The sequence below is a fragment of the Bacillus sp. AY3-1 genome, from assembly GCF_008368785.1.
Classification (GTDB): domain Bacteria; phylum Bacillota; class Bacilli; order Bacillales; family Bacillaceae_G; genus Bacillus_A; species Bacillus_A wiedmannii.
Window position 1 is genome coordinate 176271 of sequence record NZ_QORZ01000018.1, and the last position, 21685, is coordinate 197955.

The 21685-nt window shown below is 34.1% G+C and carries 20 protein-coding genes and 2 pseudogenes; 18 read left to right on the forward strand and 4 right to left on the reverse strand.

Annotated features, from left to right (window positions below; translation table 11 throughout):
* Positions 1-355: 355 nt before the first annotated feature.
* The 4 genes from DN389_RS19825 to DN389_RS19840 all read left to right on the forward strand — a co-directional run bounded on the left by DN389_RS19825 (position 356) and on the right by DN389_RS19840 (position 3967).
* A complete protein-coding gene (locus DN389_RS19825; protein ID WP_088122043.1) occupies positions 356-1369 on the forward strand; it encodes a glycoside hydrolase family 25 protein in 1014 nt (337 codons plus the stop codon).
* A gap of 177 nt (positions 1370-1546) precedes the next feature.
* Positions 1547-2398 (forward strand): peptidylprolyl isomerase PrsA, encoded by an 852-nt coding sequence (locus DN389_RS19830; RefSeq protein ID WP_098190142.1) that lies wholly within the window; start codon positions 1547-1549, stop codon positions 2396-2398.
* A gap of 490 nt (positions 2399-2888) precedes the next feature.
* Positions 2889-3107, forward strand: a complete 219-nt coding sequence (locus tag DN389_RS19835; protein ID WP_048546639.1) for a hypothetical protein — start codon at positions 2889-2891, stop codon at positions 3105-3107.
* A 524-nt stretch (positions 3108-3631) separates the two neighbouring features.
* Positions 3632-3967, forward strand: a complete 336-nt coding sequence (locus DN389_RS19840) for a YolD-like family protein (RefSeq protein ID WP_098190162.1) — start codon at positions 3632-3634, stop codon at positions 3965-3967.
* A 217-nt stretch (positions 3968-4184) separates the two neighbouring features.
* On the opposite strand, the gene gerPF is transcribed toward DN389_RS19840, so the two are convergent.
* The gene (gene gerPF, locus DN389_RS19845; protein WP_001141565.1) at positions 4185-4400 is read right to left on the reverse strand and encodes a spore germination protein GerPF; all 216 of its coding nucleotides are present in this window, start codon (positions 4398-4400) and stop codon (positions 4185-4187) included.
* Positions 4401-4611: 211 nt separating this feature from the next.
* Between gerPF and DN389_RS19850 the strand changes: the two genes are divergently transcribed.
* The 5 genes and pseudogenes from DN389_RS19850 to DN389_RS19870 all read left to right on the forward strand — a co-directional run bounded on the left by DN389_RS19850 (position 4612) and on the right by DN389_RS19870 (position 7311).
* A complete protein-coding gene (locus DN389_RS19850; protein ID WP_001066867.1) occupies positions 4612-4947 on the forward strand; it encodes a hypothetical protein in 336 nt (111 codons plus the stop codon).
* Between the two features lie 41 nt (positions 4948-4988).
* Positions 4989-5182: pseudogene (locus DN389_RS19855) on the forward strand (hypothetical protein).
* Positions 5183-5314: 132 nt separating this feature from the next.
* Positions 5315-6022, forward strand: coding sequence for an SDR family oxidoreductase (locus tag DN389_RS19860; protein ID WP_149237496.1), 708 nt, complete (start codon positions 5315-5317; stop codon positions 6020-6022).
* Positions 6023-6231: 209 nt separating this feature from the next.
* Positions 6232-6891 carry a DUF6944 family repetitive protein gene (locus DN389_RS19865; RefSeq protein WP_098190143.1) on the forward strand — a complete coding sequence of 220 codons (660 nt, stop codon included), beginning with the start codon at positions 6232-6234 and terminating at the stop codon, positions 6889-6891.
* A gap of 207 nt (positions 6892-7098) precedes the next feature.
* A complete protein-coding gene (locus DN389_RS19870) occupies positions 7099-7311 on the forward strand; it encodes a YqaE/Pmp3 family membrane protein (RefSeq protein ID WP_088122047.1) in 213 nt (70 codons plus the stop codon).
* Between the two features lie 68 nt (positions 7312-7379).
* Here DN389_RS19870 and DN389_RS19875 read toward each other — a convergent pair whose 3' ends face one another.
* Positions 7380-7589, reverse strand: a complete 210-nt coding sequence (locus tag DN389_RS19875) for a KTSC domain-containing protein (protein WP_046955725.1) — start codon at positions 7587-7589, stop codon at positions 7380-7382.
* Positions 7590-8054: 465 nt separating this feature from the next.
* Between DN389_RS19875 and DN389_RS19880 the strand changes: the two genes are divergently transcribed.
* Positions 8055-10559: a transglycosylase domain-containing protein gene (locus DN389_RS19880; RefSeq protein ID WP_149237497.1), complete on the forward strand. Its 2505-nt coding sequence runs from the start codon at positions 8055-8057 to the stop codon at positions 10557-10559.
* Between the two features lie 125 nt (positions 10560-10684).
* On the opposite strand, the gene DN389_RS19885 is transcribed toward DN389_RS19880, so the two are convergent.
* Positions 10685-10966, reverse strand: a complete 282-nt coding sequence (locus DN389_RS19885; RefSeq protein ID WP_046955727.1) for a hypothetical protein — start codon at positions 10964-10966, stop codon at positions 10685-10687.
* Positions 10967-11180: 214 nt separating this feature from the next.
* Here DN389_RS19885 and DN389_RS19890 point away from each other — a divergent pair, with 214 nt between their 5' ends.
* The 8 genes and pseudogenes from DN389_RS19890 (at position 11181) to DN389_RS19925 (ending at position 20832) form a co-directional block, all read left to right on the forward strand.
* On the forward strand, positions 11181-12326 hold the full coding sequence (locus DN389_RS19890; RefSeq protein ID WP_149237498.1) for an MFS transporter: 1146 nt from the start codon (positions 11181-11183) through the stop codon (positions 12324-12326).
* Between the two features lie 68 nt (positions 12327-12394).
* A pseudogene (locus DN389_RS19895) lies at positions 12395-12585 on the forward strand (hypothetical protein); the annotation flags it as partial.
* Between the two features lie 395 nt (positions 12586-12980).
* The gene (mmgD, locus tag DN389_RS19900; RefSeq protein ID WP_116867973.1) at positions 12981-14102 is read left to right on the forward strand and encodes a citrate synthase; all 1122 of its coding nucleotides are present in this window, start codon (positions 12981-12983) and stop codon (positions 14100-14102) included.
* 98 nt (positions 14103-14200) lie between these two features.
* Complete coding sequence (prpD, locus tag DN389_RS19905) at positions 14201-15637, forward strand: 2-methylcitrate dehydratase (protein WP_000598116.1); 1437 nt, start codon at positions 14201-14203, stop codon at positions 15635-15637.
* 18 nt (positions 15638-15655) lie between these two features.
* Positions 15656-16564 (forward strand): methylisocitrate lyase, encoded by a 909-nt coding sequence (gene prpB / locus DN389_RS19910; protein ID WP_046955730.1) that lies wholly within the window; start codon positions 15656-15658, stop codon positions 16562-16564.
* Between the two features lie 154 nt (positions 16565-16718).
* Positions 16719-18428 (forward strand): acyl-CoA dehydrogenase family protein, encoded by a 1710-nt coding sequence (locus DN389_RS19915; protein ID WP_149237499.1) that lies wholly within the window; start codon positions 16719-16721, stop codon positions 18426-18428.
* Positions 18429-18444: 16 nt separating this feature from the next.
* Entirely contained in the window at positions 18445-19335 is an 891-nt protein-coding gene (locus DN389_RS19920) for an NAD(P)-dependent oxidoreductase (RefSeq protein WP_097907490.1), read from the forward strand.
* A 36-nt stretch (positions 19336-19371) separates the two neighbouring features.
* Entirely contained in the window at positions 19372-20832 is a 1461-nt protein-coding gene (locus DN389_RS19925; protein WP_060488680.1) for a CoA-acylating methylmalonate-semialdehyde dehydrogenase, read from the forward strand.
* 70 nt (positions 20833-20902) lie between these two features.
* Here DN389_RS19925 and DN389_RS19930 read toward each other — a convergent pair whose 3' ends face one another.
* Positions 20903-21535 (reverse strand): LysE family translocator, encoded by a 633-nt coding sequence (locus tag DN389_RS19930; RefSeq protein ID WP_000572331.1) that lies wholly within the window; start codon positions 21533-21535, stop codon positions 20903-20905.
* Positions 21536-21685: the final 150 nt, after the last annotated feature.

The following is a 21685-nucleotide window of genomic DNA, read 5'->3' on the forward strand; positions in this document are numbered from 1 at the left end:
CGTGAATATAGAATAATCGCAAGAAACACAGTAAGTTAGCTGTCATACATATGTTTATTAGTCTAAAGAAGATTAATATCGATGAGTAGTAATAATGAAAACGTTTCTAATAATAGCGCTAATGAAAGGTTAATTAATTGATATTATTTACTAATAGATGATAGTGCATATCTCGAATTTGTGAATGAGCTGTATGAAAAATAAATAAAATTAGTGGAAGTTTAATTAAAAGATTATATGTTTTGAAAAATAATATAGATTCTCCTTATTTATATTATAGATAGCTAGTATTAGGCATAAGGGGCTTTCAATAAGACAAGCTTTGAATATGATATTAAAAAGGGGATGAATTGTAGTGGGGTATATTATCGATATTTCAAAATGGAATGGAACTATTGATTGGGATATTGCAGCATCTCAGCTAGATTTAGTTATTGCTAGAGTTCAAGATGGTTCGAATACGGTAGATTTTATGTATCAAAATTATGTGAATGAAATGAAGAAACGCAGTATTCCATTTGGTAATTATGCATTTTGTCGTTTTATATCTATTGCTGATGCAAGGAAAGAGGCACAAGATTTTTGGAGTCGTGGCGATAAATCTGCTAAGTTTTGGGTGGTGGACGTAGAAATTCAAACGATGATGGATATGCAAGGGGGGACACAAGCGTTTATAGATGAATTACGCCGTTTAGGTGCGAAAAAAGTAGGGCTATACGTGGGGCATCACACGTATGTATCATTTGGAGCACGTAATATTGAAGTTGATTTTGTATGGATTCCTCGTTATGGAGGAAATAAGCCAGCATATCCGTGTGATATTTGGCAATATACTAATTCGGGAAATGTTCCTGGTATTGGGAAATGTGATTTAAATCAATTAATAGGAAAAAAGTCGCTTTCTTGGTTTATAGGATCGGATCAAGTAAATCAATCTGTTCAATCCGGCAAAGAGGATACACAACAATCAACTGGTATTGGTATTGCGGTTTCAAAATATTCTGATGGATATGGCATAAATCTATATGAAAATCCTGCGAATCCTCAGTTTACAGGTACAATCACTCAAAAAACTCCATATTTAGTCTTACATGGTTATTGGGGAGGCGCAAATAAAGATATGATTTGCTTAGGCAATGATAAACAGTGGGTATATGTAAAACATTTTGATGTGAAATGGTTTTATGCATCTTCAAAATATCCCGTTGGGTATGGAGTGAATTACTATGCAGAGCCTGAATGTATAAATTATAAAGGAAATATTGATGGATCAAAATCTTTTCGTGTGTGGGGCAGAGCCAAAAATGCGGTAGATATCGGGCAAAATAATTGGATACTGGAAGAACATGTAACTATTAAGAATCTATAGGAATACGTAAAGGGTCATTTTACTGATACATAGTAAGATGACCTTTAATATTTGAACAAAAAAGAACAAGATACATAGTTTATTCAAATGAAATGAATTACATGTGGAAAACACATTGTTAACACAAGTACATTGTATAGTTATTCTTATATAATAATAAAAGTGAGGTATTTTGAATTGAAAAAGAAAAAGCTATTTTTAGGAACAATTATTTCATGCGTAGTACTGGCATTATCGGCATGTGGTTCCTCAGACAATGTAGTAACATCAAAAGTAGGAAATGTTACAGAGAAAGAGTTAAGTAAAGAATTAAGACAAAAATATGGAGAAAGTACTTTATACCAAATGGTGTTAAGTAAGGCGTTGCTAGATAAATATAAAGTTTCAGATGAGGAAGCAAAAAAACAAGTAGAAGAAGCAAAAGATAAAATGGGTGATAACTTCAAATCGACTTTAGAGCAAGTTGGCTTGAAGAATGAAGATGAATTAAAAGAAAAAATGAAGCCAGAAATTGCATTTGAGAAAGCGATTAAAGCGACTGTCACAGAAAAAGATGTAAAAGATAACTATAAACCAGAAATGAAGGTAAGTCATATTTTAGTGAAAGATGAAAAGACTGCTAAAGAAGTGAAAGAGAAAGTAAATAATGGAGAAGATTTTGCAGCTTTAGCGAAGCAATATTCAGAGGATACTGGTTCAAAAGAACAAGGCGGAGAAATAACTGGTTTTGCTCCAGGGCAAACGGTGAAAGAATTTGAGGAAGCTGCATATAAATTAGATGCAGGACAAGTAAGTGAGCCGGTAAAAACAACTTACGGGTACCATATTATTAAAGTGACAGATAAAAAAGAATTGAAGCCATTTGATGAAGTAAAAGATCAAATTCGTAAAGATTTAGAACAGCAAAGACTACAAGATACGACTGGAAAATGGAAACAACAAGTAGTCAATGATTTACTGAAAGATGCTGATATTAAAGTGAACGATAAAGACTTTAAAAATACATTTGAATTTCTAGAAAAGAAATAATGACTGTAATTAGAAAAGGGAACCTATATAGGTTCCCTTTTCTAATTAGTGTGTGTGTTATAAATAGATAGTAAGACAATGTAATATTACATTTAAATATTAAGAATTACAATGGGAATTTATGTAATTATTTTAAATAGGAATGATCAATGCTTCATAGAATGTTGATATTATAATGTTTCGTTTGCTTAATTTCATTAAATATAAAGTGGATTTATTAATTTTATCCCACTATTTGCATGTAGTCTGATTGGCATGGGCTAATTAAAACCTGAATTGATTTAAGTTTTTCTTTATTGAAGTGTATAAACATAATTTGCAGAATGAAACATACAATAGTATTGAAAAAATATTGATGCGAAATGAAGTGAAAAGCAGAGCATTCTACTAAAAAAGGATGTTCTTTTTATTATGAAATTTTTAGGATAAAGAAAGAATGCTTTTAAACGAATTACTTAATAGATAAATATATTATGTAGGAGGAGAAAATATGAAAGTAATTTTTCAGAGAGAAGGCGGAGGGAAGGTTTTTGAATCGCATGATGAAGATATAAGTAACTTATTAGCTATTTTAAAAGAAACGAAAGGGATTAAGATTGGGATGGTTGAGTATGAAGTATTAAAATACGAATTAGAGTATTTTCGTAACCCAAAAAAAGCAGTAACGGAGAGGGAATTACATATAATAGTACAACCAAAATATATGTAGTAAGGGGAGATTATGTATTCTTAAACAGTATGTACGAAAAGAGAGTGTTTACATTGCTCTCTTTTCTATAGAAATTTTGTGAGTTCGTTCTTTATAATATATGCTTTCATTTATAGTTGGTTAATAAACTTGAAAAATTAAAACTTTTATATAAGAAGTGAAAAGCTCATTTGATGAAGAAAAAATAAATGATGGATAAAAATATAATTTAAATCATTCCAAAAGAACGTAGGTTCGTGTATAATTAGAACGAATGTTCTTGTGTGTACAGATAGTATACGAATAAGAAATAAAGTGAAACTTTAATTAGCGGGGTGTTCATCGTCCGTTATGTATTAGCTTTCACTAATTAAGCGTTTACGGGCAGTTGATTTTCGTCTTACCTCCTCGCATATAGCGGATTTTGAGGTAGGAGCTTCACTACCTGTTAATGCGGGATAAATATGAGCCTAGCAATTATTAACGAATAATCGAGGAACAATATGTGTGAAATAGAATGGATAAATGATCAAGGAGATAAAGAAATGAATGATGTAAAGGTGCAGAAAGCAGAAAGAGAATGGGTTCCATTTACAGTAATGTCGGAACAGTTATTAAGTATGCGAAAGATTGTTGGAGAGAAGTTTAAAGTAAAAAAACCGCTCTTAACAAACGAAGCAAAAGAGAGAATTTCTGATAAATTATTAACGTCATTATTGTCTGAGAAAGAAATATTGGTGACATATTTTGAAGATGGTTACATCCTTACAAGTTATATGACAGTAGTGCATATAAACCCACTAAAGTGCATTGTAATATGTACTGACGCATTTTATAAAACTTACGTATTTAATACTTCTGATATTATTGAAATAACGTAAAGGAAGCTGGAATTTCAATTTTAGCTTCCTTTACGTTATTTTAGATGAGGGATATAAATAATGAAACGAAAAAGCAGCTAGCTTCATACTAGCTGCTGAGCCCCAGGGAAAGGGAGAAAAAGATAGGGTACTCCAAAAATCAATAATAGCTGTGTAACAGCCTAATTATAGTATAGACAAATTTAAAATTCCTAAACAGAACGATGAAAAAATAGGATTAGGCTGTACCCACTTGGTTTTGATCTGCAAGGTCAGAATCAAACGTATTAGTCGCGCTCACGCCATTAAAAGTATTAACAACAAAACCAACGTTTGAAGCACCAGATCCATTATAAGCCTTCGTATTTTCTTTCGGAGAAACGTTGTAGAAATCGCCTAAGTTAAATGAACCGTTACTATTTTGTACAACTAAATTCCCTACAACTGAGGGCATAGTTTTCACCCGCTTTACAATCATTTGTTAACATTACTATATGGCCTTATAGTCCAAATGGTTCATGTAACAAAAATTGTGGAATAGTAAAACGTTTGAAGTGTAGCTTAATCCTACAATAAAAGTATGTTAAAATTAATGTAAGGTCGATTAATTTTAAAAAAAACAATTGTATAATTAATATATATAAAATCAAAGGAGGCAAAATGTAATGAATAATGTTATAAAAAAAGTAGATTTAACAGATGCAAAATCAAGTAATCTTGTTGCACTTATTTATAGCAATGAAGTTATATTGGTTGAAGAAGCATTTTGTCCAAATGAAATAAAATTAAAGTTTAATGAAATTGCAATTTTATCGGCTATTAAAACAGCACATATAATGAAAGTATCCATCAGAAAAGAACTGGAAGCAATTTTTCATGACACTGGTGTTTTATTTGTGAAGCATAGTGTTGATTATGGAAATAGTCAATCTATCACTATGCATTTTGAACAATTCAAAAAGTTGCAAAATGAGATTGAGAATTTAAATAAAAATCGGTAATCAGAATAGATGAAGATTCTTTCATAGAGGTTAACTGTTCTATGTTGAAAAAATGGTTTAAAATTTTTTTAGATGAATCTCACTGTAAGCATAAATATGGTTTTATTAAGGATAATGAAGATTTTAAAAGAGGTAATCTAGGTGTAACTTTTATATATTGTGTGAGAAATGCGGGAAAGAGAAGCTGAAATATAAAAGCAATAACGAAATAAATAATGACTTTTTTGATATATAAGCAAGAGTAACTGTTATGGTTACTCTTTTTGCTTACATAAAAACTCCTACTAAAGTATGAAATGAGTTGATACTTTAGTAAATGGCTGAATGAAAAGGGAGAGTGTAAAATTTTATAAAGGAGGAGAGGTATATGCAGCGAAACGAAACTGGAAAAGTTGTAATGATTACAGGAGTGACGCAAGGATTAGGTCGTGCAATGGTTGATCGATTTCATGAATTGGGATGGAATGTATATGGCTGTGGACGTTCAAAAGATAAAATTGAAGAATTGAAAAAATATTACGGTAATATACATAATTTTCAAATAATCGATGTTTCAGACTCCCAGCAAGTAAGTAAATGGGCGAGTTATATACTTCATAGATATAGAGCACCTGACTTGTTAATAAATAATGCATCGATTGTTAATAAAAATGCGCCACTGTGGAAAGTAACAGCTCAAGAATTCGAAAATGTAATGAATGTAAACGTAAATGGTGTAGTAAATGTAATTAGGGCATTTGTCCCAGCGATGGTAGCTAGGAAAGAAGGAATGATTATTAATATGAGTTCTAGTTGGGGCCGAGAGGGAGAAGCTGAGCTGGCGCCATATTGTGCCTCAAAGTTTGCAATTGAAGGTATCACGAAATCTATGGCACTTGAATTACCCTATGGTATGGCTGTAGTTGCTTTAGATCCGGGCGGAAGTATTAGGAGCCCAATGCTGTATTCATGTGCACCACAGTATGTAAATGAATCACCCACACCTGAAATGTGGTCACATCATGCGATTCAATATATATTAAATATAACAATAGATAAAAATGGAGCTTCATTGACATGCCCAGAATGTATGTAAATATATTTTGAATTGTATACGTATCTTTTAATTAGCATATTTTCAGTGATATACGCTTTGTCTAAAAAAAGTACCTTAAAGGTGCTTTTTTGTATGATTAACACATTTTAGAATGCACAAAATTACATATAGAAAATAAATATGAGATAAAGGATGTCATTTGTGTATGGCGAAAAAAGCACTAGAAAATTTCTAAATAGGTGATAAAAATGAATCCAAGCGATTTAAAAGTGACAGGAGCATGGTTTCAAGTAGGAGGAAATCTTACTGCGGCTATTGGGACGACAAGAGGATTTATTGGAGAAGAGAAAGTTGAATCAGATCTTGTAATTGTAGGAAGCTCATTACAAGCCCTCGGTTATATATTACAAATAATAGCGAGTAATGATACCGGAAATGAAGCTGAAAGAGAAAATCAAAATATGTGTTTGGAGAATAAAAGTGAAATGCTTGATAAAATGGGCATTGAATTATTAGCATTAGGGAATATATCAAATGTAATAGGAACATATTTTAATATAAATAAACAATTGAAAGAGAATGATTATCTCATAATTATCGGGAACAGTTTACAATCGATTGGTGCTTTTTTAGGAGTAGAAGCAGCTTTACTTCAGATGAAAGCAATACAGAGAATTATAATACTAGGTAATTCTTTGCAAAGTTTAGGTGCGGGACTTCAAGCGTATCAAGGTATTATTAATGTATCAAAGAATGAAATAGAAAATGAAGGCAGTATGGTTGATAAGAAGAATGAGAAGATAATAGCACTCATTGGTATTTGGATACAAGCAATAGGAACTATTATTTCTGCAATTGGATTAACTATAATAGAGGAAGAAGAAAAATTAGAAAAAATAAATATATGAAAATACACATTTGATAAAGGTAGGGAAATTTCAATTTTACATACGTGGTAAGATTGAAGTAGTAGGTTTTTAGGCATATGAATAGAATATATAAGAGTAGAAAAGTTTTTCATGCTTAATTGGAATGTATGAAATATAAAAATAATTGGTTTTGTGAGCGTTTGAAAAGAAGAGAGATAAAAATACAAAATGAGGAGTTTTCAAGAGATGATGTATTTATTGGCAATTCTTCTGCCACCTGTAGCCGTATTATTTTGCGGCAAACCATTTCAAGCGATAATTAACTTCCTATTAACATTAATATTTTGGGTTCCAGGAGTTATACATGCGATATTAGTTGTACATGATAAAAAAGCAGATCGGCGTTTAAAAAAACAAATTCGAGCATATGGTGAAATGAATAAGAGGAATAGAAGATAGCTAAGTCGTGAAATGATTGTAAAAAGAAAGGGGGACTACCTCCTTTCTTTTTTTCATTCTGTTTAAGTTTAAATTTTAGTATAGCGGTAAGAATTTTTAATATAAGTATTGTGATAATTAGTTTTAGACTGTGCGCTTAATAAACCGGTGTAAATGTTTTCAGGCACGTTAAAGAAATCATACGTTCCATTCTTTAATTGAATGCGTAAAATCATAGAAAAAGGATTATAGCCAACAGCAACAATATTTTTGGAACTCACGGGAGATAACTTCATCATTATGCAACTCCTCACTTTTCATTTTTAATAATTTCTTGTAGATGTTGAGGTTGTAGTGTTGAAATCCTTATAATTAAAGCGGTATTATACTTATATACAATATATTAAATGTTCGTTATACGTAATGATAAGGAAGTTCACACGAAGTACATATCATTGTGCTATTTTTATTTCACCTTTGATTTATAAATAAGAAAATATTGACCATTTGAAAAAAAGGTATATTATTTATACGAGGTATGAAAAATTCACTTTTTACATTCTATGCTTCAAGGGGCAGCATTATTAGGAAAATAGAAGTGAAAATAGTTTGTATAAGAAGAATTCTAAAATTTATAATCTGTGAATTAGGAAAATATTGAATGCTCCAGGTCAATATACTTTCTTAATTAAATTCATTTTAGAAAGTGACCTCAATATTTTTAAGTAAATCAACGGGAGAATTGAAAGGCAGGAGAAAGTAACATGTCAGAAAATTATCGTTCTCGAGAGGAGCGACGACAAGTTAAAAAGAAAAAACAGCCAGCGTCTAAAACACAAAAACCAAAAGGTAAAACATCATTCTTTCGTAAGTTTTTGATTACTTGTTTATTACTTGGTATTGTTGGTTTAGTGGCGGGGGTTGCTACCTTCTTCGTAATGATTAAGGATGCACCAAAACTTGAGAAAGCAAAACTTGTTAATCCGTTATCCTCAAAAATTTATGATAAAAATGGCGATTTGGTATATGAATACGGGAAAGAAAAACGGACGAATGTTACGTATGATCAAATTCCTAAATTAGTGGAAAATGCATTTTTAGCAACTGAAGATGCACGTTTTTATGAGCATAGTGGAGTAGACTTTAAAGGTACTGCCCGTGCTGTTTTGGTGAGTCTTAAAGGAGATTACGGTTCACAAGGTGGAAGTACAATAACGCAGCAGGTTATTAAAAACTACTTCTTATCGATGGAAAAAACATCAAAACGTAAAGTTCAGGAAATATATTTAGCGTATAAGCTAGAACAACAGTATTCAAAACATGAAATTTTAGAAATGTATTTAAATAAAATTAATTTAGGAAACCGTTCATATGGTATCGCAACAGCAGCACGAAACTATTATGATAAAGATTTAAAAGAGTTAACATTACCAGAAGTTGCGATGCTTGCAGGTTTACCAAAAGCGCCGAATAACTATGATCCAACGAAAACAGAAAATGTTCAAAGGGCAACAGAAAGAAGAAATGTTGTACTAGGATTAATGAATCGACATGGTTATATTACAAAAGCAGAAATGGAAGAAGCATCGAAAGTTTCAGTAACGGATGGTCTTAAACCTGCAACTGAACTTCAAGCAATGCCATATCCTGCATTTATGGATGCAGTTGTGAAAGAAGTAGAAAAAGAATTGCCCGATGCTAATATTGGCTCAGATGGTTTAGAAATTCATACAACTTTGGATCCAAAAGCACAGAAATTAGCTGATAATATTTTAAATACAAATATTATTAATTATCCAAATGATAAATTCCAAGGTGCTTTCACATTTATGGATACGAAAACAGGTGAGGTTCGTGCTATAGGTAGTGGACGCGGTGAAAATAAAGCAGTATTTAAAGGGCATAATATGGCAATTGAATTAGATCGTGCAGCTGGTTCGACGATGAAGCCAATCTTTGATTACGGTCCTGCAATTGAATACTTAAAATGGGCTACGTATCATCAAATTGATGATTCTCCATTTAAATATTCAACTGGACAAGAACTTCGAAATGCCGACAGAAGTCATTTAGGCCCAATTACTATGCGTGAAGCGTTAAAAATGTCACGTAACGTTCCAGCAGTTAAAACTGCAAAAGAAGTAGGACTTAATAAATCAAAGGAATTCTCTGAGAAATTAGGTATTACATTTAATAAACCGCTGGCAGAATCTACAGCTATTGGTACAAACGAAGTATCACCAACTGAAATGGCGGGTGCTTATGCGACATTTGGAAATGGTGGAAAGTATGCAAAACCGCATTTTGTTAAGAAAATAGTTTATCCAGACGGCAAGTCACAAAGTTTTGAGCAAAAACCAAAACAAGTTATAGCTGACTCTACAGCATATATGATTACTGATATGCTTCGTTCAGTAGTGACATCAGGTACTGGTACAGCGGCAAATATAAGTTCTTTAGATGTAGCTGGAAAAACAGGTACAACAAACTATGCTTCAAAACAATTAGCTCAATATAAAATTCCAGAAAGTGCAACTCGTGATAGTTGGTTTGCAGGTTATACGCCGCAATATACGATGGCAGTATGGACTGGGTATATGAAAGATGGTAAAGACGAGTATATTAGTAGTAAAAATACGAAAATTGCACAGTTGATCTTTAAAGAAATGATGAGCGAGATGGCTACAGATAAATCAAGATTTAAAATGCCAAGTAGTGTAATTCAAGAAGGTAGTGAGTTGCGTATAAAAGGGGAAAAACGTGATTCTTCTCCAAATACGAGCGTACCGGATACAACGGAACAACCAAAACAAGATCAACAGCAAAAAACTGAAGAAGAGAAAAAGCAAGAAGAATTAAAGAAAGAAGAAGAAAAGAAACAAGAGGATCTTAAGAAGCAAGAAGAACAAAAGAAACTAGAAGAGCAAAAGAAACAAGAAGAAGAAAAGAAACAAGAAGAAGAAAAGAAACAAAATGAACAAAATAATGGAAATGGCCAAGGAACGACACCTCCAGCGAATAACGGAGGAGGCCAAGGAAATACAACACCTCCAGCAAATAATGGAGGAGGCCAAGGAACACCACCTCCAGCGAATAACGGAGGAGGCCAAGGAAATACAACACCTCCAGCGAATAATGGAGGAGGCCAAGGAAATACGACACCTCCAGCAAATAATGGAGGGGGTCAAGGAAATACAACGCCACCAGCGACCACACAACCAGATACTGGTGGGAATACAGGAGAGGCTCCTGCTAATAATGGGCAATAAGAAAATTTTATGAATAATATTAAAAAGCACTTAAGATTTGTAAAAGTCAAAAAGAAAATTTTATGAATAATATTAAAAAGCACTTAAGATTTGTAAACATTACAAATCTTAAGTGCTTTTTTCGTTTAAATGTTAAAAGTACCATAGAAATTTTGAAAATAAATGGAAGGGAAATGATAAAAAACTTGAGCCTGAGGTAATGGAGGATAACTTTGGCTTTGAAAGGTGGTACTACTTGGATGTGCGCCATGATGCCAAAATGAGGGAGTAACTTGACCTGGAATTTGATATTGTTGCCAAGTTGCAGGAAGTTCAATTCCTACATCGGAACTAGCTGTATGAACGGCTGGAACGTGTATCCCAGGAGTCGAAGGAACGACGGCTGTTACTCTTGAAGATACCCACATAACATAATCACTCCTAAGTTGTGATAATAAAGTAGTATATTCTTTTCACGCGTATAAAGGTACATATAGATAGGACTTTAGGCTAATGTATATAAATTGATGGTGGACCATTTATTATAAAAAGATACGTCTATTTACGGAGGGAAAAGGGACTAAGAAAATGTAAAATGGAGGTGTTAATTGCAAGAATATACGTGTTTATGGAGGAATTTTAATGGAACGATTATGGACGAAATCATTTATTCAAATGACTTTCGCAATGTTAGTTTTATTTACAGGATTTTATTTACTTGTACCAACGCTCCCGCTCTTTATTAAAGAGATAGGCGGCAATGAATCACAAGTTGGACTTATGATGGGAATGTTTACAATAGCAGCAGTTGTAATACGACCGATTATCGGAGGAATGTTAGATCAATATGGGAGAAGATCGTTTATTATTTTCGGACTCGTCTTTTTTGGGATAACGATGTATTCTTATAATTTAGCATCGACTATTGTTCTTTTAGCTGTTTTACGGGTTATTCATGGGGTGACATGGGCTGTTTCTACAACAGCTGTTGGAACAGCGATAACTGATATTATTCCAGATTCACGCCGTGGTGAAGGTATGGGTTGGTACGGGATGGCTATGACAATTGCAATGGCAATCGGCCCAATGATTGGATTATCGGTTGTACAACATTATTCATTTCACGGCCTATTCTTGTTGGCAACTCTTTTATCCTTTATGGCAGTCCTATTATCGTCCATGACGAAAACGCCATTCACACCACAAAAAGAAAAAGGGAAAATGCAGTTGTTTGAAAAATCGGTTCTATCCATTACAATTGTAGTTTTCTTTTTATCAATTGCATATGGAGGGATTACGACGTTTTTACCGCTATTTGCATCTTCAATCGATGTGAATCCTGGGACATTCTTTCTTGTATATGCAGTTGCTTTAACGATTGTAAGACCAATTTCAGGAAAACTATTAGATAAGTATGGAGAAGTATTTATCATACTCCCGGCATTATGTATTACTGTTATCGCGATAGTTGTATTAATGATTTCAAATAGTTTAATAGGGGTAGTTATCGCAGCTGCATTATACGGTGTTGGATTCGGTTCAGCACAGCCCGCATTACAAGCAACGATGCTTACAATTGTTGACCCGAGTAAGAGAGGAGTTGCTAACGCTTCATTCTTTACTGCATTTGATTTAGGGATTGGACTTGGTGCGATTTTACTTGGAGTTGTTTCGGAAATGTTTGGTTACCGTATTTTATTTACAGGTAGTGCAATTTCAGGACTAATCGCTTTCATTATTTTTGTCGTTTTTGTAAAACAGAGATTAGATAAAAAAGAATTTGCGTAAACGGGAGTAACAAAGATGAAAATTTCAATTGAACTTAACGATTTACAATGGTTAAAGGATAACATAATAATAGTTCAATTCAGCCGGACTATTCTTTAGGGATAGTTTCTGAGAAATCAGATGGGGAAATCGTGTCAGTTGAGAAAAAAGTCATTCTATTTTGGGAGATGTTTATAATCTTTGGTACTTTAAAAACTATCATTTAGTTAAATGTTACTATGAGGAAACGGAAGAAATTCAATTTAATTATGTGAAATAATAACTTTTTTAAAAATAAATAAGTTTTATATAAGAATTATATTGATGAGATAGTGAAATAGATATCATGTAGAAACGAGTTGTATATGTGTACAGCTCGTTTTTTTATTTTCTTAAAAAAATTGGTTGAATGATATATTCTGTGGGATTTTCTGAGTCATCCTTATATTTTGTTTTAATAAGACGCATAAAGAAGTCAGTCCTTTCTTTATAAAATGTGAAAATTATTTTTAGAAAATTGTATTGCTACATCGGTAAAAGTATAGGAAACTTATCATTATAAAATAAATTGAAATCTTCTAAAAACTCTGATACATTGAAATAGAAATGTAGTTTCACGATTTTGTAAAGGCTTACAGTTATGTGCACGAAGATCTATTAGGATTGGAGGAAATAATGATGAAAGCTGAAGAAAAATTTTCCCCGGGATTAGATGGTATAGTGGCAGCGGAGACGAAAATTTCGTTTCTTGACACAGTGAAAGGTGAAATTGTAATTCAAGGGTATGATTTAATCGAACTCTCAAAAACAAAAGAGTATTTAGACATTGTGCACCTTTTATTGGAAGAACATCTACCAAATGAGGATGAAAAAGCAAAACTCGAAAAGAAATTAAAAGAAGAATACGCGGTACCAGAAGGTGTATTCAACGTATTAAAGGCATTACCGAAAGAAACGCACCCGATGGATGGATTGCGTACAGGTGTGTCTGCATTAGCTGGTTACGATAATGATATCGAAAACCGCTCGTTAGAAGTAAACAAAAGCCGCGGGTACAAATTATTGAGCAAAGTACCAAACATTGTAGCGAATAGCTATCATATTTTAAATAATGAAGAGCCAATTCAGCCTCTTCAAGAATTAACATATAGCGCGAATTTCTTCTATATGTTAACAGGTAAAAAACCAACTGAACTTGAGGAGAAGATCTTTGATCGTTCCCTTGTTTTATATAGTGAACATGAAATGCCAAACTCTACATTTACAGCGCGCGTTATTGCATCAACGCAATCGGACTTATATGGTGCTTTAACAGGTGCAGTTGCATCTTTAAAAGGTAGCTTACACGGTGGTGCAAACGAAGCGGTTATGTACATGCTTTTAGAAGCTGGTAATGTTGAGAAGTTTGAAGAGTTGTTACAGAAGAAACTATATAACAAAGAAAAAATTATGGGCTTTGGACATCGTGTGTATATGAAGAAGATGGATCCAAGAGCACTGATGATGAAGGAAGCTTTAAAGCAGTTATGTGATGTAAAAGGTGATTATACACTATATGAAATGTGTGAAGCTGGAGAAAAGATTATGGAGAAGGAAAAAGGAATTTATCCGAACCTTGATTATTATGCAGCTCCAGTATATTGGATGCTTGGTATTCCAATTCAACTTTACACACCAATCTTCTTTAGCTCTAGAACAGTAGGACTATGTGCGCACGTAATTGAGCAACATGCGAACAATCGATTGTTCCGTCCACGTGTAAATTATGTTGGCGAGCGACATGTACTTAGTAAATAAGAACAACTGGGGAGTTGTTAGCGCCGCTCGCTAGATGGGTGTTTGACCGACACCCATCATTAATAATAACGAATTTTCGACAGAAAGGGAAGAATAGTATGATTAAAACAAATGAAATTAAACAAAAAGATGCATTATTAGAAGAAATTGCGGATTATGTATTAAATAAAGAGGTAAATAGCGCAGAAGCATTCAGTACTGCTCGTTACGTATTACTTGATACACTTGGATGCGGAATTTTAGCACTACAATATCCAGAGTGTACGAAATTACTAGGACCAGTTGTACCAGGAACGATCGTGCCGAATGGTACACGTGTACCAGGTACGTCATATGTGCTTGATCCAGTGAAAGGTGCATTTAATATCGGATGTATGATCCGTTGGTTAGACTATAACGATACTTGGCTTGCAGCAGAGTGGGGACATCCATCTGATAACTTAGGCGGTATTTTAGCAGTTGCAGATTATATTAGCCGTGTTCGTATTTCAGAAGGAAAAGAACCATTAAAAGTACGTGAAGTATTAGAAATGATGATTAAAGCACATGAAATTCAAGGTGTACTAGCTTTAGAAAATAGTTTGAATCGTGTTGGTCTTGACCATGTATTATACGTAAAAGTAGCAACAACTGCTGTAGTTGCAAAAATGCTCGGCGGAACACGTGAAGAAATCTTTAATGCATTATCACATGCATGGATTGATAATTCTAGTCTTCGTACATATCGTCATGCACCAAATACTGGCTCACGTAAATCATGGGCAGCAGGTGATGCAACAAGCCGAGGTGTTCATCTTGCAATGACTGCTCTAAAAGGTGAAATGGGATATCCAACAGCATTATCTGCACCAGGCTGGGGATTCCAAGATGTATTATTCAATAAACAAGAATTAAAGTTAGCAAGACCATTAGAGTCTTATGTAATGGAAAATGTATTATTTAAAGTTTCATATCCAGCAGAGTTCCATGCACAAACAGCTGCAGAGTGTGCTGTGAAATTACATCCAGAAATTAAAGAAAGATTAGATGAAATTGATCGTATTACGATTACAACTCATGAATCAGCAATTCGTATTATCGATAAAGAAGGTCCATTAAATAACCCAGCTGATCGTGATCATTGCTTACAATACATTACGGCAATTGGTTTATTAAAAGGAGATATCGTTGCGGATGATTATGAGGATGTAGTAGCAAATGATCCACGTGTAGATGAATTACGTAATAAGATGGTTGTTGTTGAAAACAAACAGTACAGTTTAGATTACCTTGACCCGAACAAGCGCTCAATCGCCAACGCTGTTCAAGTTCATTTCAAGGATGGCACTGTAACAGAAAATGTGGAATGTGAATATCCACTTGGTCACCGTTTCCGTAGAGACGAAGCAATTCCAAAAGTTGTTCAAAAATTCACTGCAAATATGGCAGGTCATTATTCTAGTAAGCAACAAGAACAAATTCATGAAGTTTGTCTAAATGAAGAAAAACTAGAAAATATGAATGTAAACGAATTTGTAGATCTATTCTTAAATTAATAATAGGGGGAATTTAGAATGGCTTGGGTTGTGAATAAACAGTCAACACAAGAGGAGCTTGCGAATCGCTTCCGAGCTTTAGTAGAAGCAAATGAAATTTTGCAAATTCCAGGTGCTCATGATGCAATGGCTGCTCTTGTTGCGAAAAATACAGGTTTTTCAGCTTTATATTTATCGGGAGCTGCTTACACTGCAAGTAAAGGGCTACCAGATTTAGGAATCGTGACGTCTACTGAAGTAGCAGAGAGAGCAAGAGATCTAGTAAGAGCTACAGATTTACCGGTTCTTGTTGATATTGATACAGGATTTGGCGGTGTATTAAACGTAGCGAGAACAGCAGTAGAAATGGTGGAAGCGAAAGTAGCAGCTGTTCAAATTGAAGATCAACAATTACCGAAGAAATGTGGACATTTAAATGGTAAGAAACTCGTTACTACAGAAGAGTTAGTTCAAAAGATTAAAGCGATTAAAGAAGTTGCACCAAGCTTATATATTGTGGCACGTACAGATGCTCGCGGTGTAGAAGGCTTAGATGAAGCAATCGAAAGAGCGAACGCTTATGTAAAAGCAGGTGCAGATGCAATATTCCCTGAAGCGCTTCAATCAGAAGAAGAGTTCCGTCTATTTAATAGTAAAGTAAATGCGCCTTTACTTGCGAATATGACTGAGTTCGGGAAAACGCCGTATTATAGTGCAGAGGAATTTGCAAATATGGGCTTCCAAATGGTTATTTATCCTGTAACTTCACTTCGTGTTGCAGCGAAAGCATATGAGAATGTGTTTACTTTAATTAAGGAAACAGGTTCTCAAAAAGATGCACTTTCAAGTATGCAAACGAGAAGTGAGTTATATGAAACAATTTCATATCATGACTTTGAAGAACTAGATACTGGAATTGCAAAAACAGTATTATCAGAGGATCAATAGATAAAACAACTAAGGCGATGAGAATACATCTTTGGCAAAACGAACTGCTTGATGTGACAATTCATCGCCTTCTGTTTTCAAAAATAAGAAATTCCACTCATCGTAGACGAGCATACGTAGTAGCAAGTAAGGCCGAAATGATAGGGGGATTCAGATGGAGAAAACAAAGTTACCGTGGGATGAATTTTTTTCACTTAATAAAGATGTGAATTATACTTTCTTTACGCCAGAAGATTTTTCAGGAGATGAAGATTTAATCGCAAGAACGACAGAACAATTCGTTAAACAAGAAATTGTTCCACAAATGGACAATATAGAACAACATAACTATAAAATTTCTCGTCAATTATTTGAGAAAGCTGGAGAACTTGGATTATTAAGTATTGAAGTCCCAGAAGAGTACGGCGGATTTGAGTTAGGAAAGGCAGTTTCAGGGCTTGTAGCAGAAAAAATGGGATACGCTGGTGCATTTAGTGTTTCCTTTAATATACACGCTGGTGTAGGTACATTGCCTTACATATATTACGGAACGAAAGAACAAAAAGAAAAATATTTGCCGAAAATTGCGTCTGGAGAATGGATTGGGGCTTATGCTTTAACTGAGCCAAATGCTGGTTCTGATGCTTTAAGTGCAAAAACAAGTGCAGTATTAAATGAAGATGGTACTGCTTGGAAGTTAAATGGTGAGAAGCAATGGATTACAAATGCTCATATGGCAGATGTATACGTTGTTTTTGCGAAGACAAATAAAGGAATGACAGCGTTTATTGTCGAAAGAACATGTGAAGGTGTATCCATTGGATTAGAAGAAAAGAAAATGGGGATTAAAGGTTCTTCAACGGCTACCCTAATTTTAGAAGATGTTGTCATCCCTGCTCAAAATGTTTTAGGGGAAGTTGGAAAAGGGCATCACGTAGCTCTTAATATTCTTAACTTCGCTAGACTAAAGCTGGCTTTTGGAAATATTGGAACAGCAAAACAAGCAATTGGTTTGTCGGTTCAATATGGAAAAGAGCGAAAACAGTTCCAAACGGAATTAGTAGATTTTACGATGATTCAAGAGAAAATTGCAAATATGATCATTGCTACATATGGAGCAGAAAGTGCAGCCTACCGTACAGCAGGTGTCATTGATGAAGCAATTCATGAGAGTGATGAAGATCTTATGAAGAAAATGTCTCAATTTGCAATTGAATGTGCACTTAATAAAGTAAATGCTTCTGAAACACTTGGTCATATCGTAGATGAAGCTGTACAAATTCATGGTGGTTACGGTTATATGCAAGAGTACGAGGTAGAACGATTATATCGTGATGCTAGAATTAGTCGTATTTTTGAAGGAACGAACGAAATTAATAGATTAACAGTTGCTAAAATGTTAATGAAGCAAATGGAACAAATTGAAGATACTGTAGTAGAAGTTGATGTAGCAAATGTTGAAAGAAACCATCGTTACATTTTATTATCGAAAAAATTGTTGAAACAATCTTTGAAAACGCTCTCTAAAACTCCAGGGTTAAAAATTGACCAAGAACAAGAATATTCACGTGTATTATCAAATATGTTAACGGACGTGTACGTCATGGAATCAGCATTTTTACGTACGAGGAAAGCAATTAGTAAAAATGGTGAAGAGAAAGAGCGTACGAAACAAATGATAACTGATGTTATTTGTGAAGAAGGCTATCGTAAAATAGAAGAAGCAGCGATTTCTATACTTTCAGCGGCTGTCACAGAAGAACAAGATAGACACGTAATTTTAGCTGAAATTCGTCAATTATTAGTGCCTTTATACACGAACGTATTTACAAAAAAGAGAGAAATTGCGAAAGCTATTATAAATCGTGGAAAGTATATTGTGTAAATAGGAGGAAAGCGATATGAAAAAGATTGGTTTTATCGGTTTAGGTAATATGGGTCTTCCAATGTCTAAAAATTTAGTTAAATCGAGTTACACAGTATACGGTGTGGATTTAAATAAAGAGGCCGAAGCTTCCTTTGAAAATGAAGGAGGAATTATTGGCTTATCAATCTCAAAACTAGCAGAAACATGCGATGTGATTTTTACAAGTTTACCTTCACCTCGCGCTGTTGAAGCGGTGTATTTGGGGGAAGAAGGATTATTTGAAAATAGCCACTCGAATGTAGTTTTAATTGATACAAGTACTGTATCTCCACAATTAAACAAACAGTTAGAGGAAGCTGCAAAGGAAAAGAAAGTAGACTTTTTAGCAGCGCCTGTTAGTGGTGGGGTAATTGGAGCTGAAAACCGTACATTAACGTTTATGGTTGGTGGATCGAAAGAAGTATATGAGAAAACGGAATCTATCATGGGCGTACTAGGCGCAAATGTTTTCCATGTTAGTGAGCAGATTGATAGTGGCACAACAGTTAAATTAATTAATAACCTATTAATTGGTTTTTATACAGCTGGTGTGAGTGAAGCTTTAACATTAGCGAAAAAGAATAATATGGATTTAGATAAAATGTTTGATATTTTAAATGTAAGTTACGGTCAAAGTAGAATTTATGAGCGTAATTATAAAAGTTTCATTGCAACTGAAAACTACGATCCAGGCTTTACTGTGAATTTATTAAAGAAAGATTTAGGATTTGCAGTAGATTTAGCGAAAGAAAGCGAACTTCACTTACCAGTAAGCGAAATGCTATTAAACGTATATGAAGAAGCAAGTGAGGCAGGATATGGTGAAAACGATATGGCTGCTTTATATAAGAAAGTTAGTGAACAATTAATTTCTAATCAAAAATAATAGACTTATGTACTTCATAAAAAAGGAGAGAATATAATGATTACAACTGAAATTAAACGAGTAAAAAATCATATTAATGGTGAGTGGGTAGAATCTACTGGTACAGAAGTAGAAGCAGTTCCGAATCCGGCGACTGGAAAAATTATCGCTTACGTTCCGCTATCTCCGAAAGAAGATGTTGAAAAAGCTGTTGAAGCGGCAAAAGCAGCATACGAAACATGGTCTAAAGTACCAGTTCCGAATCGTTCAAGACAATTGTATAAATATTTACAGCTTTTACAAGAAAATAAAGAAGAGCTTGCTAAAATCATTACGCTAGAAAATGGTAAAACATTAACGGATGCAACTGGTGAAGTGCAGCGAGGGATTGAAGCGGTAGAACTTGCAACATCAGCACCAAATTTAATGATGGGACAAGCTCTTCCGAATATTGCTAGCGGCATTGATGGATCGATTTGGCGCTACCCAATTGGAGTTGTTGCTGGTATTACACCGTTTAACTTCCCAATGATGATTCCATTATGGATGTTCCCACTTGCAATTGCTTGCGGTAATACGTTCGTATTAAAAACATCGGAAAGAACGCCACTTTTAGCAGAGCGACTTGTAGAGTTATTCTATGAAGCTGGTTTTCCAAAAGGGGTATTGAATTTAGTACAAGGCGGAAAAGATGTTGTAAATAGCATTTTAGAAAGTAAAGATATTCAAGCTATTTCATTCGTTGGATCTGAGCCGGTAGCTCGTTATGTGTATGAAACAGGTACGAAACACGGGAAACGTGTACAAGCGTTAGCTGGTGCAAAAAACCATGCGATTGTAATGCCGGATTGCAATCTTGAGAAAACAGTGCAAGGTGTAATTGGATCTGCATTCGCAAGTAGTGGAGAGCGCTGCATGGCATGTTCAGTAGTAGCAGTAGTTGATGAAATTGCTGATGAATTCATCGACGTACTAGTAGCAGAGACGAAGAAGTTAAAAGTAGGTGACGGTTTCCACGAAGATAATTATGTTGGACCATTAATTCGTGAATCTCATAAAGAGCGCGTATTAGGCTATATTAATAGCGGTGTAGCAGATGGAGCAACTTTATTAGTTGATGGTCGCAAAATTAAGGAAGAAGTTGGAGAAGGTTACTTTGTAGGTGCGACAATCTTTGATGGTGTAAATCAAGAAATGAAAATTTGGCAAGATGAAATTTTTGCTCCAGTATTAAGCATTGTACGAGTTAAAGATTTAGAAGAAGGTATTAAATTAACAAATCAATCTAAATTTGCAAATGGCGCGGTTATTTATACGTCAAATGGTAAACATGCACAAACGTTCCGTGATAATATCGATGCTGGTATGATCGGTGTAAACGTAAACGTTCCAGCACCAATGGCATTCTTCGCATTTGCAGGAAATAAAGCTTCCTTCTTTGGTGATTTAGGTACAAATGGTACAGATGGCGTTCAATTCTATACACGTAAAAAAGTTGTAACTGAGCGCTGGTTTTAATAGAGAGTGAACAGCCAAATCAGTTGTTAAATGAAAACCACCACTATTAATAGTGGTGGTTTTCGTCTTGTTAATTATTTTTTTCAAAAGCTAGTTTAATACCAAAACCAATTAAGACGATTCCTGTTAAGCCTTGAATATAACGTTGCGTCCTCGGTTTTTTCATAAAAGCACTAATTTTATCAATTAAAAATATATAAAAAGCGAACCAAATAACTGTTAAAACGAGGTAAGTAAGACCCATTACGAGAAGTTGAATAAACGTATTATGATTTGGATTTAAAAATTGCGGTAAAAAGGTTAAAAAGAAGACTGCAACTTTAGGGTTTAATAAATTCGTAAGAAACCCTTGGCGAAAGCAAGAAGTGTGTTCATCTTCATTATTTAAAGATATATCGTTCGTATCAAAGCCTTCTTTGTTTCTTACCGCTAAAAGGGCTTTAATGCCAATATAAATTAAATATAGAGCTCCAACGTACTTGAAAATAGAAAATAAAAGCGCTGACTTTACAATAATTGCGGAAAGTCCGATTACTGCTGCTAAAGTATGAATTAAAAGTGCAACACATGTACCGAACACTGTTTTTACTCCACCGACCTTACCGGCAACCAATGTATTTTTCGTCGCCATTGCAGTATCAGGACCGGGTAAAATAATAAGACAAATAGACATAATGATGAAAAGAAAATAATTTTCAATCATAGTTGCTCCTCCTTTTTATTTTTAGAATATTTAATTAAAAATAGTGTAGCACACATTTTTGATTTAATAAAATTAAATTTTATTAAAAATTATTAAACGAGAAAGAGGCTATATAGTAGTGAAATTCCACTACTATATAGCCTCAATTTT